The organism is Pantoea sp. B623, assembly GCF_024814475.1.
Taxonomy (GTDB): Bacteria; Pseudomonadota; Gammaproteobacteria; order Enterobacterales; family Enterobacteriaceae; genus Pantoea; species Pantoea ananatis.
In genome coordinates this window covers 610,194-623,062 of record NZ_JANUXM010000004.1, presented here as the reverse complement: position 1 = coordinate 623,062, position 12,869 = coordinate 610,194, and the positions used below count along the sequence as shown (strand labels likewise).

Below are 12,869 nucleotides of genomic sequence, written 5' to 3'. Positions count from 1 at the left end.
TTTCACATCTTACTGCGTAAGGAGATTCAACATGCGCTATGCCGCTCCAGGAGAATCCGGTTCTCTCATCACGCTGCAAAAGCACTATGGCAATTTCATCAATGGGGAGTTCGTTGCGCCGGTCAATGGCCAATACTTCACCAATACCTCGCCCGTTAATGGTTCAGATGCCGGGGCGTTTCCCCGCTCAGACAAGGCAGACGTCGATAACGCGGTCGCTGCCGCTGCCGCCGCGGCGGATGCCTGGGGAAAAACCTCGCCTCAGCAGCGCGCCCTGGTGCTGCTTAAAATCGCCGACCGGCTGGAAGAGAAGCTGGAATACCTGGCGGTAAATGAAACCTGGGACAACGGTAAACCGGTTCGTGAAACGCTGGCCGCCGATATGCCGCTGGCGGTGGATCACTTCCGCTATTTTGCCGGTTGTGTCAGGGCGCAGGAGGGCAGCGCGGCGGAGATCGACGAATTTACTGCCGCCTATCACTTTCATGAACCCCTGGGCGTGGTGGCGCAGATCATCCCGTGGAACTTTCCGCTGCTGATGGCGGCATGGAAGCTGGCGCCGGCACTGGGGGCAGGGAACTGCGTGGTGCTCAAGCCCGCGGAGCAAACGCCGCTGTCGATTACCCTGTTTGTTGACCTGATTAAAGATCTGCTGCCGCCCGGCGTGGTCAACGTGGTCCACGGTTATGGTAAAGAAGCGGGTGAGGCGCTGGCCTCCCATCCGGGCATTGCCAAAGTGGCATTTACGGGATCGACGGCGACGGGCGGCCATATCCTGGAACTGGCGGCGAAAAGCTTGATTCCGTCTACGGTCGAACTGGGCGGGAAATCGCCGAACATCTTTTTCGAAGATATCATGCAGGCCGAAGAAAGCTTTATTGAAAAAGCGGCGGAAGGGGTTGTGCTTGGCTTCCTGAATCAGGGTGAAGTCTGTACCTGTCCGTCGCGGGCGCTGGTGCAGGAGTCCATTTACGAGCCCTTTATGGCGGCAGTGCTTAAACGCATTAAAACCATCAAGCGCGGCGATCCCATGGATACGGAAACGATGGTGGGCGCGCAGGCTTCTCAGCAGCAGTTCGATAAAATTCTTTCCTATCTGGAGATCGCCCGTCAGGAAGGGGCCGAGGTGCTGATCGGCGGCGGTGTTGAGACGCTTGATGACACGCTGGCCAGCGGCTACTACATTCAGCCGACGCTGCTGAAAGGCAACAACAGCATGCGGGTATTCCAGGAAGAGATCTTTGGCCCGGTGGTGGGCATCACCACCTTCAAGGATGAGGCAGAGGCTATCGCCATTGCCAACGACTCCATCTACGGCCTGGGCGCGGGCGTCTGGACGCGGGATATCAACCGGGCCTACCGCGTCGGGCGGGCAATCAAAGCCGGACGTGTCTGGACGAACTGCTATCACCTTTATCCCGCTCACGCGGCCTTCGGTGGCTATAAAAAATCAGGTATCGGTCGCGAGACGCACAAGATGATGCTTGATCACTATCAGCAGACGAAAAATCTGCTGGTAAGCTACAGCATCCAGCCGCTTGGCTTCTTCTGACCCTGTGCGGCGTGCCTTGTGCGCGCCGCTATTTTCCGTCTGTTGGCTGTCATATAGGCGTAATCTGCTTGTGACAGGTTAGTTAACAGCTATTATCGATCTATCGCAGCGAACATGCCGAACCTGAGTTGACTGTATGACCTGCTTCACTATGGATAACGGAACAGAGACAAGTTATGCAAAATCCTTATGAATATCTGAGTCTGATGGATGATGTGCTTGATGGACCGGAAGAGAGCATCATCATTGTTAATTTGCCCGAACGCCACCGGGCTTACCCGTTTTGTCCGCTGCAGGCTGAAGGTGCCGCCTCCTCAGCCCGCGCGCCTCAGGCCGAAGCCAGTCCGGGTCAGCATAGGTTCTTCTAGCGGCATTACCCTGTCGTCTGGCCTGCTCAGTGTTTGCCGGCCGGGCGCACAGTGCGCATTAAGGCCTTTCCCTTTACAACCCCTGCCGTTTCACTCGCTGCGCGCCATGCCCCGAACGCTGCTGGCTGCGACGGAATGATCCTCATCAGAGCGGTTCATTTCTGACTTGCAACAGACAACGCCTCAGCCTGAACCTGTAACGAAGTATGATCGGCATTGATATTGCCGTTACGCGTGAAAATGATCCTTTCGTGCCAGTTATGAGATTGAACCGATAAGAAAAGTTAACGCTTCCTCAATCACCGATAAAAAGGTAGCACGGGTTGATAATTTCCGTACCCAATCGGCCATGCGGATGTCATCAAAATTTACATATCCCATAAATAAAATTTAACTTAGCCCGCTATAAATTTCTTATGACAGCGCATGTCGTCGAATTTATCAGCAAGGAACGAGGTATTTTATTAATGAGTAAATTAACCCGAAGAAGCTTTATGGCCTTTGCGGCAGGCGGCACGGTCGCCCTGGCGGCCGGACAGGTTCACGCACATGACAGCATTCAGTCCTTTTCCGGCGCTGGCAGAGATCCCGGCCCGCACGATCCCATCCGCGAAGCGGAAAATCCTGACATCGTAAATCCTCCGCCTACCGACAGCGGCACTTTGCCAAACCTGCGCTTTTCCTTCAGCGACGCGCACGTGCGTAAAAGCAGCGGCGGATGGACCCGTCAGGTCACCCAACGTGAGCTCGGCGTCTCCACCACCATCGCGGGCGTGGATATGCGTCTCAATGCCGGTGGCATTCGCGAGCTGCACTGGCACAAAGAGGGCGAATGGGCCTATATGACCTATGGCAATGCCCGCGTCACGGCGTTCGATACTGACGGCACCTGGTTCGTGGACGATATTGGTGCGGGGGATCTATGGTATTTCCCGCCGGGCATTCCGCACTCTATTCAGGGGCTGGGGCCGGACGGCTGCGAGTTTCTGCTGGCTTTTGATGACGGCGGATTCGATGAAGACAGCACCTTTCTGCTGTCCGACTGGTTCAAACACATCCCGCCCGAGATTCTGGCCAAAAATTTCAAGGTGCCGGTCTCAACCTTTGCCAAACTGCCCTCGCCTGAAGATGAATACATCTTCGCCGCGCCGGTGCCCGGCAGCCTCTCATCCGTGGCGGTGAAAGGGGCAACCCAAGCCAAACGCACCTTTACGCACCACATGCTGGCGCAGGAACCGATCAAGGCGCCGGGCGGCACGGTCAGAATCACTGACTCTTCGACCTTTAAGGTTTCAAAGACCATCGCGGCCGCGCTGGTGGAGATCGAACCTGGTGGATTGCGCGAGCTGCACTGGCATCCAAACAACGACGAGTGGCAATACTACCTGGAAGGCGAAGGGCGCATGGGCGTGTTTGCGTCGTCAGGGCAGGCCAGAACCTTCGACTACCGGGCAGGGGACGTCGGCTATGTGCCGTTCGCGATGGGCCACTACGTTGAAAACACCGGTAAGGGGCCGCTGCGTTTCCTGGAGTTATTCAAAAGTGATTATTACGCTGATATTTCCCTGAATCAGTGGCTGGCCGGTACGCCGCGCGATTTGGTGAAAGAACATCTGCAGCTTGATGATGCCTTTATGGATGCGCTGTCGCTGCAGAAAAACCCTGTGGTGAAATAGCGCTCATGGCCGCATGTCGGCCATGATTGTCAGAGCTTGTGGGTCTGTTTTACGGCTGCGTGGACAGCCCACGCTTTTTCCCCAAACTCCAAACTCCAAACTCCAAACTCCAAACTCCAAACTCCAAACTCCAAACTCCAAACTCCAAACTCCAAACCCCAAACCCCAAACCCCAAACCCCAAACTATGACCCGGCGGCTGTCGTGCTGCCCTGATGAAAAATCATCTGCCAGCCATGCGCTGAGGATAAAACCCAGTGGGACGAACGTAATGCGGCACGGCTGCCGTCTGGCTGCGCGGTGCGGTAAAGCAAAATGGCATGCTGGATTCCGACCTCCATCAGTTGAAAGTCGCTGCTGATAATGGCCTGCGCGTTCTCTTCATTCATTAGCGCCGCGATGATTTGCTCACGGTTCAGCAGCGTGCCTGAAAGGGTGATCTCTTTAAATTCGGGATGCAGTCTCTGGTCAAGCCACGCTAGATCGTGGCGCTTTTCATGATGCAGGCTGCATTCCAGTACCGTCAGGGCCGCCAGCAATGCGAGGTGAAGCGCACGCTCATCCTGACGCGGCGCGGAGTGGTGAATTACCTCAACCTGTGAATCGAGCTGAATCGCAGGATAATGTTCCTGCATTCCGGCCAGCAAGACCGCATCGGGCCATTCATCACCTTTGCCCAGATAGTGCGCGACGGATGACAGCGGCATGGTCACCACCTGCGCTACATCAACGATCACCCAGGTCGCAGGATCCTCGTTACTGACATAGCAAAGTGGGCCCGGCGTAATCTTCTGTTCCTGCCAGCGAATCGTATGGCGTTTTTTGCCCGCCCGCAGCGCTGTCATCAGGCGGGGTACAATGTTGAGCGTTTGCATCACGTAGCTCCGTGCGTTAACGGCGTTGCTCAACCCTGGCAGGATATGCGTCGCCCATCAACCTGCCGGGCAGGGATTAAAGCGCGACAGCCAGCACTGACGCAGTTCCCTGGCCTGCAGGGAAACGGCGGCCGTGTCGCTGGCATGGAAGCCATGAAAGGCACCGGGCCAGACGTGCAGCTCGACGGCAACGCCGGCACGGATCAGCCGTTGTGCATAATCGAGGTTCTCATCCAGAAACAGGTCCAGCGTGCCGACGCCGATCCAGGCAGGGGGAAGCCCGGCAAGGTTGCTGGCGCGTGCCGGTGCGGCATAAGGCGAGATCGTTTCGCTGCCGGGTTCCTCGCCCAGCAGGGCGGTCCAGCCAATACGATTGTATTCTCGCGTCCAGACAAACTCGCCGGTCACGGGATTGGGATGTGTTTCCGTCACCGTGCGGTCGTCCAGCATCGGGAACATCAGATTCTGGAAGGCCAGTTTGGGGCCATTGCGATCCCTTGCCAGCAGCGCCAGCGAGGCGGCCAGCCCGGCACCGGCGCTGTCGCCCATTAAGCCGATATGTGCCGGATCGATGCCCAGCCTGTCGGCCTGGCTTACCATCCAGTTCAGCACCGCATAGCCGTCCTCCAGCGATCCGGGAAACACCGTTTCCGGGGCCAGGCGATAGTCCACCGAGACCACCACGCAGTTCTGGCGCAGCGCCGTGGCACTGGTCAGTGAAAGCGACTGCTCCAGGCTGCCGAACAGGTGACCGCCGCCATGAATGTGCAAAATGCCCATGCGCTTTCCGGTGGCGGTTACGGGCGTTATCACACAGACTCTGACGGTGGGACGATCGGGAAAATCAATCTGCTGCTCATGGATGTGAAGCCCAAGGTCGCCATAAGACTGAACCTGCTTAACGGCAGCATCCTGACGCTGTTGGCGCAGTGCCACAATCGTTTCAGGCGTGAGTGCCAGCGGCGCGCTGTTTGCGAGAATGGGAAGTAACTCGGGATCGACTAAATGCAGCGTGTTCAAATCACTCCTCTCCTGAGGCTTAAGTGGCAGTGAGCCGCTCTGCCGGGATGGACGACAGAGATTGAAATACACTGACCTGCTGACAGCGCCTGTCAGCAGGTCACCTCAGTGACGTTTAACCGGGTTAGCGGCGGAGGTCTTCGCCATTAGAGGCAATCAGTTTTTTATACCAGTGATAGCTCTTTTTCAAGGTACGTTTCTGACTACCGTTGCCCATATCATCCTGATCCACATAAATAAAACCGTAACGTTTAGACATTTGACCGGTCCCGGCACTCACCACGTCGATCGGCCCCCACCAAGTATAGCCAAAGAGCGCGACGCCGTCGGCAATGGCTTCTTTCATCTGTTCGACATGCTGGCGCAGGTAGTCGATGCGGTAATCATCATCAATGCTGCCGTCGGCCTTAACGGTATCCACCGCGCCCAGACCGTTTTCGGCAATAAACAGTGGCTTCTGATAACGGTCATAAAGCTGGTTCAGCGCCAGCCGCAGCCCTTTAGGATCGATTTGCCAGCCCCATTCACTGGTTGCCAGGTGCGGGTTACGTATTCCGCCGGTAATCAGGTTGCCCTGCGCGCCGGTCAGCTTTTCGGGATGGGCGCTGACGGTGCTGGACATGTAATAGCTGAAGGAAACGAAGTCTACCGGATGTTGCCGCAGGATCTCATCGTCACCCACGGCTTTGGTCAGCTGAACGCCTTTCTCCGCCAGCATTCTGCGGGCATAAGCCGGATAGTAGCCGCGCGCCTGCACATCGCTAAAAAACAGCGAAACGCGCTGCATCTCTTCACATGCCTGTACGTCATCCGGATGACAGGTATGCGGATAGAGGATCTGATAGCTAATCATACAGCCCACCTGAGAACCGGGAATTATCGCGTGGCAGGCCTTAGTGGCCAGCGCACTGGCGATAAACTGATGGTGCGCGCCCTGATATTTATCCTGCTCCAGATGAGGATGACCTTCCTCGATCACGCCGACGCTGACGTAAGGATGATGCTTCACGCAGTTAATCTCGTTAAAGGTCATCCAGTACTTCACCTTGTTGCGATAGCGGGTAAAAACCGTGGTGGCGAATCGCACGTAGAAATCCACCAGCTGGCGATTTGGCCAGCCGCCGTAATCCGTCACCAACGCCAGCGGCATCTCGTAATGCGACAGCGAGACAATGGGTTCGATTCCGTGCGCTAGCAGCGCATCCAGCACCTCATCATAAAACTGCAGGCCTGCCTCGTTAGGTTCGGCTTCATCGCCGCGCGGAAAGATACGCGTCCAGGCTATCGACATCCGGAAGCATTTAAATCCCATACCGGCGAACAGCGCGATATCCTCCCTGAAATGGGTGTAAAAGCCGTTGCCTTTGCGCTTGGGATAATACTTTTTACTGTCCGGGTTCTGCGCCTCTTCAACCTGCGCATGCGTCATGCTAAGCCACTGATCCAGCCACTGCGTGGGCGGTGTGGCCGCGTCGAAGGTATAAACATCGGACACCGATAACCCTTTGCCGCCGATATCCCATGCGCCTTCAAGCTGATTCGCGGCGGTGGCACCGCCCCACAAAAATCCTGCTGGAAAGGTCGTTGAACTCGTCATGCTTTGCTCCTTAAACCGCCGCGGCGGTGAGTGTCAGAAAGGCCTCGCGACTGGCGATATGCCCGGTAGCTTTCACCGGACGAATCTCGTCATAGCGCTCGCTGTTGGTCACAATGACGATCACGCTCGGATCAATGTTCTCCGCCTGAAGCGCGGCCAGATCGAAGGTGACTAACAGATCGCCCGTGCTGATCCACTGCCCGGGCTGAATATGGCTGGTGAAGTGGCGGCCGCCGAGTTTGACGCTGTCGATGCCAATGTGGATCAGGATTTCCACGCCGGTATCGCTTCTGAGCCCCAGCGCATGGTGAGTTTCAAACAGCGACTCGACGTGGCCGTCCACGGGAGAACGTAGCTCGCCACCAGAGGGATAAATAGCCAGCCCTTTGCCAAATATCTCATCGGCAAATACCGGGTCCGCCAGCGCATTCAGCGGTGTGATCTCACCACTGGCAGGCGCAAAAAGCGTCTCGGGTTCGTGGCGCCTGGCGCCGGATGCGGATGCCTCATCGGCGGCGGGCAAGTGGGCAGATTCATCAAAGCCCAGCATCACGGTGAGCAGGGCAGCGCTGCCGAAGGCGATCGCCAGACTGAGCAGGGCATAGATAAAGGTCGGGCCGACCAGCGCGGGGATGCCGGGCAGCCCGCTAAGCGCAAACGCATAGGTTTTTACCCCCATCGCCATCGCGAATGCGCCGCCGCAGGCCCCGCCGAGCAGAGCGGCGGCAAACGGGCGTTTGTAACGGATGTTGATGCCGTACATCGCGGGTTCGGTAATGCCCATCGCGGCGCTGAAGCTGGTGCTGAGCGCCAGTGACTTAAGCTTTTTCTCTCTGGCCCGCAGGAACACGCCGAATGCCGCACCGGCCTGGCCGAGATTCGCAACATAGAAAAGGATTTTAAACGGATCGAAACCCAGCTGGCTGATGTTGTGGATCATCACGGGCACCAGCACATAGTGCATGCCGGTAATAATAATCAGCGACAGGGTTCCGCCCACCACGATGCCCGCAACCATCCCCATGTTTTCAACCAGCCAGATAATGCCGCCAGTCAGCGCGTTACCGGCAAAGATCCCCAGCGGGCCGATGGCGATAAGCGTGACAGGCGTGACGATCAGCAGGCTCAGAAGAGGAACAAACATGGTTTTCAGCGAGGCGGGCATCACGCTATCGATCAGGCGTTCCACGTAACTCAGTAGCCATATCGACAGCAGCACCGGAATTACCGTTGAGGCATAGTTCACCGCTGGCACGGGTATTCTCAGAAAGTGGATCGGCTCACCGGCGTTGAACAGGGTTTGCAGAGCAGGGTGAAACAGCGAGGCCGCCAGCGCGACGGCAACGTAAGGGTTGGCACCAAACCGCGTTGCCGCACTGAACGCCAGCGCCAGCGGCAGGAAGTAAAATACGCCATCGCTAATCGCCAGCAGGATCTGATAGCTCTGATTGTGTGGTTCGAGCCACTGAAAAGCCACCAGCAGCGCCAGGATCCCCTTGAGAATCCCTGCGCCTGCAATGGCGGGAATAATGGGCGAAAAGATGCTGGATAACCCTTCCAGCACTGCCGAGACCGGATTGCGGCGTGAGGTCGGGCGCGGCGGAGTTTCTTTTAGCGATAGCTGGCTCATCAGCGCCTTGTACAAGGGTTCGACCTCATTGCCGATGATCAACTGAAACTGATCGCCAGAGAGATTTACGCCAATAACGCCCTCCAGCGCGTCCAGCGCACCACGATCAGCCAGGCTGTTATCTTTAAGTAAAAAACGCAGGCGGGTAATACAGTGAAATAAAGACAGGACGTTATCTTTTCCGCCAATCAGGGTAATAATGCGTTGAGCGGTTTTGTGATAATTCATAAATCCCTCCAGACTGAAGTCAATATGACGTCATCCACAATGACCGGCGTTAACCGGCTGGATCGTTTTCTGGGGTTTGCCTGATTGAACAGTGACAAGCCGGAACCTGTTTTTAATACTCTTTACGGGGGTAAAACGCTGGGCGTGCTGCGCTGCACAATATTCTCGATGTGTACTGTCAAATAGAGTTTTTCAGAATGACTCATGCTGTGGTGGTAATGCTTTTTGACAAATTCATTGATGGCCTCAACGCATTTGAGCGTGCGGGCGTAACGCTGCTGCGCCAGCGCAAAAAATTCCTCATCGTTGTTATTTAACACCTCGCCATCGATGACCCGCTGAGCAAAAAATTTCAGGTGCGTAATGAAGCGCTGATAATTCAGGCTGTGCTCATCCATTGACAGGGTAAAAAAGTATTTTACGATGTGCTGTAGCTGATAGAGGAGTTGGGTAATTTTCGCGGTTTTTCCCAGCGTATCGTGAAGCCCGGCGTTGACGATATGCAGCGCAATGCTACAGGCTTCGCTGTCCGGTAAGAGCATACCGGTTCGGGCCACCACCATGCCCAACGCCTGACGGCCAATCGCGTACTCGGCGGTATAAAAGTGGCGCACTTCCCACTCCAGCGGATTAGTAAGCGGCGCGTTATTTTTATGGCGTTGCAGCGCGAAGTGAAGATGGTCGGCCAGCGTCACATACAACCCTTCGCTTAATTTATGGTTTAGCTTTTCGCGCGCCAGGCTGACAATATCGGCGGTAAGCTGAAGAATATCGATGGGCACTTCACTGACCAGATCTTTAAAGCGCGCAGAGATCAACGAATCTTCCAGACGAAATATCTTTTCTGCTTCGCTGGGGTGAATACGGGCACCGTGGTGTGTATTAAATCCCAGGCCGCGACCGGTTAAAATAACTTCAAGGCCGTTATCATCAACGGCACTGACCACATTATTATTCAGAATTTGTCTGACCAGCATCGCTCACTCCTGAAACAACATCGGGCAAAACATAAATACAGCGTTGAAGGGATATTCCCCCAGCCTGCATTCAGGTTTTGCCCGATAATCGGTAACAAGCGTGATGCCGTTTTATTCTGGCACCAGGAAAATTGATATTCAATACGAAATTGTGCAGCGGGTTATCCGGCGCGCCGATTTGTGATCCGCTTTACGAAAAGTAATACAGGAAACGGTTACGCAAGCGGGGAATCCCACTTCAAATACGCAGACACAGACAACTGCCAGCAGAGAAATACGATAAGACTGACCTGCCGATCGTGGCATTTGCCCGCTCTTTGCCCGTTAGCAGGCAAAGAGCGATAGCGGTGATGCTTAATCGTGCGCCGGGCGTTTTTGGCCCGTCAGAAGTTGTTCAAGCACGTCGATACGATGCCGTTGAGGCGTCGTAATGGCGTAGAAGCGCTCCTGCAGATCCGCAGACTGGCCGACGGTGACGAGCAATCCGCTACGCAGTTCATCCTGAACGACGACCTCGGGCAATACGGTGAGCCAGCCGCTGTCACGCGCGATCAGACGCAGCATCGCCATGTCATCGACTTCAGCGCGCACTCTGGGCCTTACGCCCGCTGTGGAACACAGCGCATCAAACTGCGCGCGCAAGGCATGGCGTGGGCCGGGCAGGGCAATCTCCACGCCATCCAAATCTTCCGGGATGCGCAGACTGCGCGATGCCCATTTGCTCGCCGGGCCGACCAAAGAGATGGACTGACTGCCCAGAAACACGAAGTGCAAAGGGCGATCGGTATCCACGGGAACGGTTTCATTGGCCAGCACCACATCGAGCTGATGTTGCATCAACCTGACCAGCAGGCCTTCCAGTAATCCGGACTCCAGCGTCAGCACCACACCAGGATCGGCAAGTGCAGGTCGAATCCAGTTTTCCTGATAGTTGCGCGACAGGGTTGCCACGCTGCCCACGCGTAGCCGTGTAACACCGGCAGACCGGCCTTTTAAGCGTCCCAACATCTCCTGACTGAGCCCAAAGATGTTATCGGCATAAGCCATGACCAACTGACCTGTGTCCGTCAGGATCAGGCGGCGGCCTTTACGGATTAACAAACTTTCTCCCAGCCGGTCCTCAAGCTGTCGGATTTGCACCGAAACGGCTGATTGTGAGGTCGCCAGCTCTTCGGCCGCCCGCGTCAGGTGCCCGAGCCTGGCGACTCGCCAAAAATAGAAAAGGTGATGAAAGTTCAGCTGATTAAGATTCATTTGTTCTGTTTTAGGTATCAATTTATTCAAATAAATATATTTTACAGAATAGTAACCGTCAAGGAACATAGGCTCAGTCACATTCATAAGGGCTATGCGATGAATATCCTTGAAGTTTTATACCTGGTTTGTTTTTTAGCACCTGCTGTTTTAATGGCGGGCTTAGCAGGGCTGACACGTTTAAGTGGGATGTCTACAACGGCGCTGTGGCGTGTGCTGCAGATTGTGTCATATGGCGCCATTGCCTTCGCAGGCGTGTCCCTCGCCGCGGGCACCAGCGGGGCGCAATGGCCTGGTTTAGTAAAAGCAACGACGTTTGGCCTGGTGCTGGCTTTGCTGGTACAACTGCTTGGCAAAGTCATCGCATCATTTTCTGTGCGTTACCTTGAAGGCGAAGCGAACCAGCGGCGCTACATTGGCGCACTGTCCGCTGTACTGGGTAGTGTTCATCTGCTCCTGCTGGCCGATAACTGGCTGCTACTCATTGCCGCCTGGGCCGCTGTAGGCCTGGCGCTACAGCAGCTGCTTTGCTTCTATCCCGATCGCCCCTTTGCCCTGTTTGCGGCACACAAAAAGTATATTGCTGACCGGATAGCAGACGTGATGTTGCTCGGCGCTTCCGCGCTGGCCTGGTGGGAAGTGGGCAGTTTCTCGCTGTCAGCTTTGTGGGCGCACATTGCCCAGCAGGGGGCGTCCGTGCCCTTGCAGGCGAGCGCCGTTTTGCTCGTGATGGCTGTTATTCTTCGCACGGCCTTGCTGCCGGTGCATGGCTGGTTGATACAGGTGATGGAAGCCCCGACGCCGGTATCTGCGCTCTTGCATGCAGGCGTCGTTAATCTTGGCGGCTTTGTCCTGATTCGCTTCGCCCCGATGTTAGAACAGGCAGGCGCTGCGCGCGTGTTGTTACTGATTTTCGCGCTGACGACCGCTGTACTGGCAGGCATTGTCATGTTGACGCGCATCAGCGTAAAAGTACGGCTGGCCTGGTCCACCGTCGCGCAGATGGGCTTCATGCTGCTTGAGTGCGCGCTTGGCCTTTACACCCTGGCAGCTCTGCATCTCATTGGCCATTCACTCTACAAAGCCCATGCTTTCCTGTCCGCTTCAGAAAGCGTAAGACAAACTCGCCAGCAGACGCTGCACCGGACCTCGTTGCCCGGCACCGTGAGTGTGATGCTCGCCCCAGTGCTGACGATTTCAGCGGTGTTTCTGGTGTTGAGGCTGGCAGATCTGGCCGCCTGGCCCTGGTGGTGGAGCGGGGTGTTGGGCATGGCGTGGGCGCCCTTGCTGTGGTTGCCTGATGCGCAAGACGACGGCGCTTCACCTGCCTCACAGCTTCTTTTCGGGCTCTTCACTGTTATCGGCCTGTCGATGATTGCCCTGTTTCTGCATGCGCTGCCGCTCGGCCTGCAGGATGCCCCCGATGAACGTCTGGGCCTGATCGCGCTGACAGGAATGGCGGCCTTGTATCTGTGCCAGGTGTTGCTGCAAAAGCAACCACAACGCCTGTCGCGCTGGCGTCGCTGGAGCTACGCGGGGTTTTACCTGGACGAAGCCTATACGCGCCTGACGCTGCTCCTGTGGCCAACGACCTGGGCATCCGGCAATGCCACGCCCGTTAAACCTGAAATGCCTGATGCACCTGTTGCTGACAGGCCGCGCTGAATAACACTGACAACCCGGAGCGTTTCCT

The 12,869-nt window shown here is 56.1% G+C and carries 10 protein-coding genes; 4 read left to right on the top strand and 6 right to left on the bottom strand.

Annotated elements, in window-relative coordinates:
- Positions 1–31: 31 nt before the first annotated feature.
- The 3 genes from NXS97_RS04755 to NXS97_RS04745 all read left to right on the top strand — a co-directional run bounded on the left by NXS97_RS04755 (position 32) and on the right by NXS97_RS04745 (position 3,596).
- Positions 32–1,552: an aldehyde dehydrogenase family protein gene (locus tag NXS97_RS04755; protein ID WP_105079209.1), complete on the top strand. Its 1,521-nt coding sequence runs from the start codon at positions 32–34 to the stop codon at positions 1,550–1,552.
- Positions 1,553–1,728: 176 nt separating this feature from the next.
- Positions 1,729–1,920, top strand: coding sequence for a hypothetical protein (locus tag NXS97_RS04750; protein ID WP_013025446.1), 192 nt, complete (start codon positions 1,729–1,731; stop codon positions 1,918–1,920).
- Between the two features lie 467 nt (positions 1,921–2,387).
- Positions 2,388–3,596: a cupin domain-containing protein gene (locus tag NXS97_RS04745; protein ID WP_014606080.1), complete on the top strand. Its 1,209-nt coding sequence runs from the start codon at positions 2,388–2,390 to the stop codon at positions 3,594–3,596.
- 184 nt (positions 3,597–3,780) lie between these two features.
- Here NXS97_RS04745 and NXS97_RS04740 read toward each other — a convergent pair whose 3' ends face one another.
- From NXS97_RS04740 to NXS97_RS04715, 6 genes are all read right to left on the bottom strand, one after another.
- Positions 3,781–4,470: a DUF4440 domain-containing protein gene (locus tag NXS97_RS04740; RefSeq protein WP_116219667.1), complete on the bottom strand. Its 690-nt coding sequence runs from the start codon at positions 4,468–4,470 to the stop codon at positions 3,781–3,783.
- 57 nt (positions 4,471–4,527) lie between these two features.
- A complete protein-coding gene (locus tag NXS97_RS04735) occupies positions 4,528–5,490 on the bottom strand; it encodes an alpha/beta hydrolase (RefSeq protein WP_116219668.1) in 963 nt (320 codons plus the stop codon).
- A 124-nt stretch (positions 5,491–5,614) separates the two neighbouring features.
- The gene (locus tag NXS97_RS04730; RefSeq protein WP_014593488.1) at positions 5,615–7,087 is read right to left on the bottom strand and encodes a glycoside hydrolase family 1 protein; all 1,473 of its coding nucleotides are present in this window, start codon (positions 7,085–7,087) and stop codon (positions 5,615–5,617) included.
- Between the two features lie 10 nt (positions 7,088–7,097).
- Positions 7,098–8,945 (bottom strand): beta-glucoside-specific PTS transporter subunit IIABC, encoded by a 1,848-nt coding sequence (locus NXS97_RS04725; RefSeq protein WP_013025451.1) that lies wholly within the window; start codon positions 8,943–8,945, stop codon positions 7,098–7,100.
- Positions 8,946–9,067: 122 nt separating this feature from the next.
- On the bottom strand, positions 9,068–9,922 hold the full coding sequence (gene licT / locus NXS97_RS04720) for a BglG family transcription antiterminator LicT (protein WP_014606076.1): 855 nt from the start codon (positions 9,920–9,922) through the stop codon (positions 9,068–9,070).
- Positions 9,923–10,276: 354 nt separating this feature from the next.
- Positions 10,277–11,263 (bottom strand): LysR family transcriptional regulator, encoded by a 987-nt coding sequence (locus NXS97_RS04715; protein ID WP_013025453.1) that lies wholly within the window; start codon positions 11,261–11,263, stop codon positions 10,277–10,279.
- 12 nt (positions 11,264–11,275) lie between these two features.
- Between NXS97_RS04715 and NXS97_RS04710 the strand changes: the two genes are divergently transcribed.
- Positions 11,276–12,841 carry an NADH-quinone oxidoreductase subunit L gene (locus NXS97_RS04710; RefSeq protein ID WP_013025454.1) on the top strand — a complete coding sequence of 522 codons (1,566 nt, stop codon included), beginning with the start codon at positions 11,276–11,278 and terminating at the stop codon, positions 12,839–12,841.
- Positions 12,842–12,869: the final 28 nt, after the last annotated feature.

Bases quoted from the DNA above. Each gene is read 5' to 3' on its own strand.
- licT (WP_014606076.1), bottom strand. From the start codon at position 9,922: ATGCTGGTCAGACAAATTCTGAATAATAATGTGGTCAGTGCCGTTGAT.
- NXS97_RS04755 (WP_105079209.1), top strand. From the start codon at position 32: ATGCGCTATGCCGCTCCAGGAGAATCCGGTTCTCTCATCACGCTGCAA.
- NXS97_RS04710 (WP_013025454.1), top strand. From the start codon at position 11,276: ATGAATATCCTTGAAGTTTTATACCTGGTTTGTTTTTTAGCACCTGCT.
- NXS97_RS04750 (WP_013025446.1), top strand. From the start codon at position 1,729: ATGCAAAATCCTTATGAATATCTGAGTCTGATGGATGATGTGCTTGAT.
- NXS97_RS04745 (WP_014606080.1), top strand. From the start codon at position 2,388: ATGAGTAAATTAACCCGAAGAAGCTTTATGGCCTTTGCGGCAGGCGGC.
- NXS97_RS04725 (WP_013025451.1), bottom strand. From the start codon at position 8,945: ATGAATTATCACAAAACCGCTCAACGCATTATTACCCTGATTGGCGGA.
- NXS97_RS04730 (WP_014593488.1), bottom strand. From the start codon at position 7,087: ATGACGAGTTCAACGACCTTTCCAGCAGGATTTTTGTGGGGCGGTGCC.
- NXS97_RS04740 (WP_116219667.1), bottom strand. From the start codon at position 4,470: ATGCAAACGCTCAACATTGTACCCCGCCTGATGACAGCGCTGCGGGCG.
- NXS97_RS04715 (WP_013025453.1), bottom strand. From the start codon at position 11,263: ATGAATGTGACTGAGCCTATGTTCCTTGACGGTTACTATTCTGTAAAA.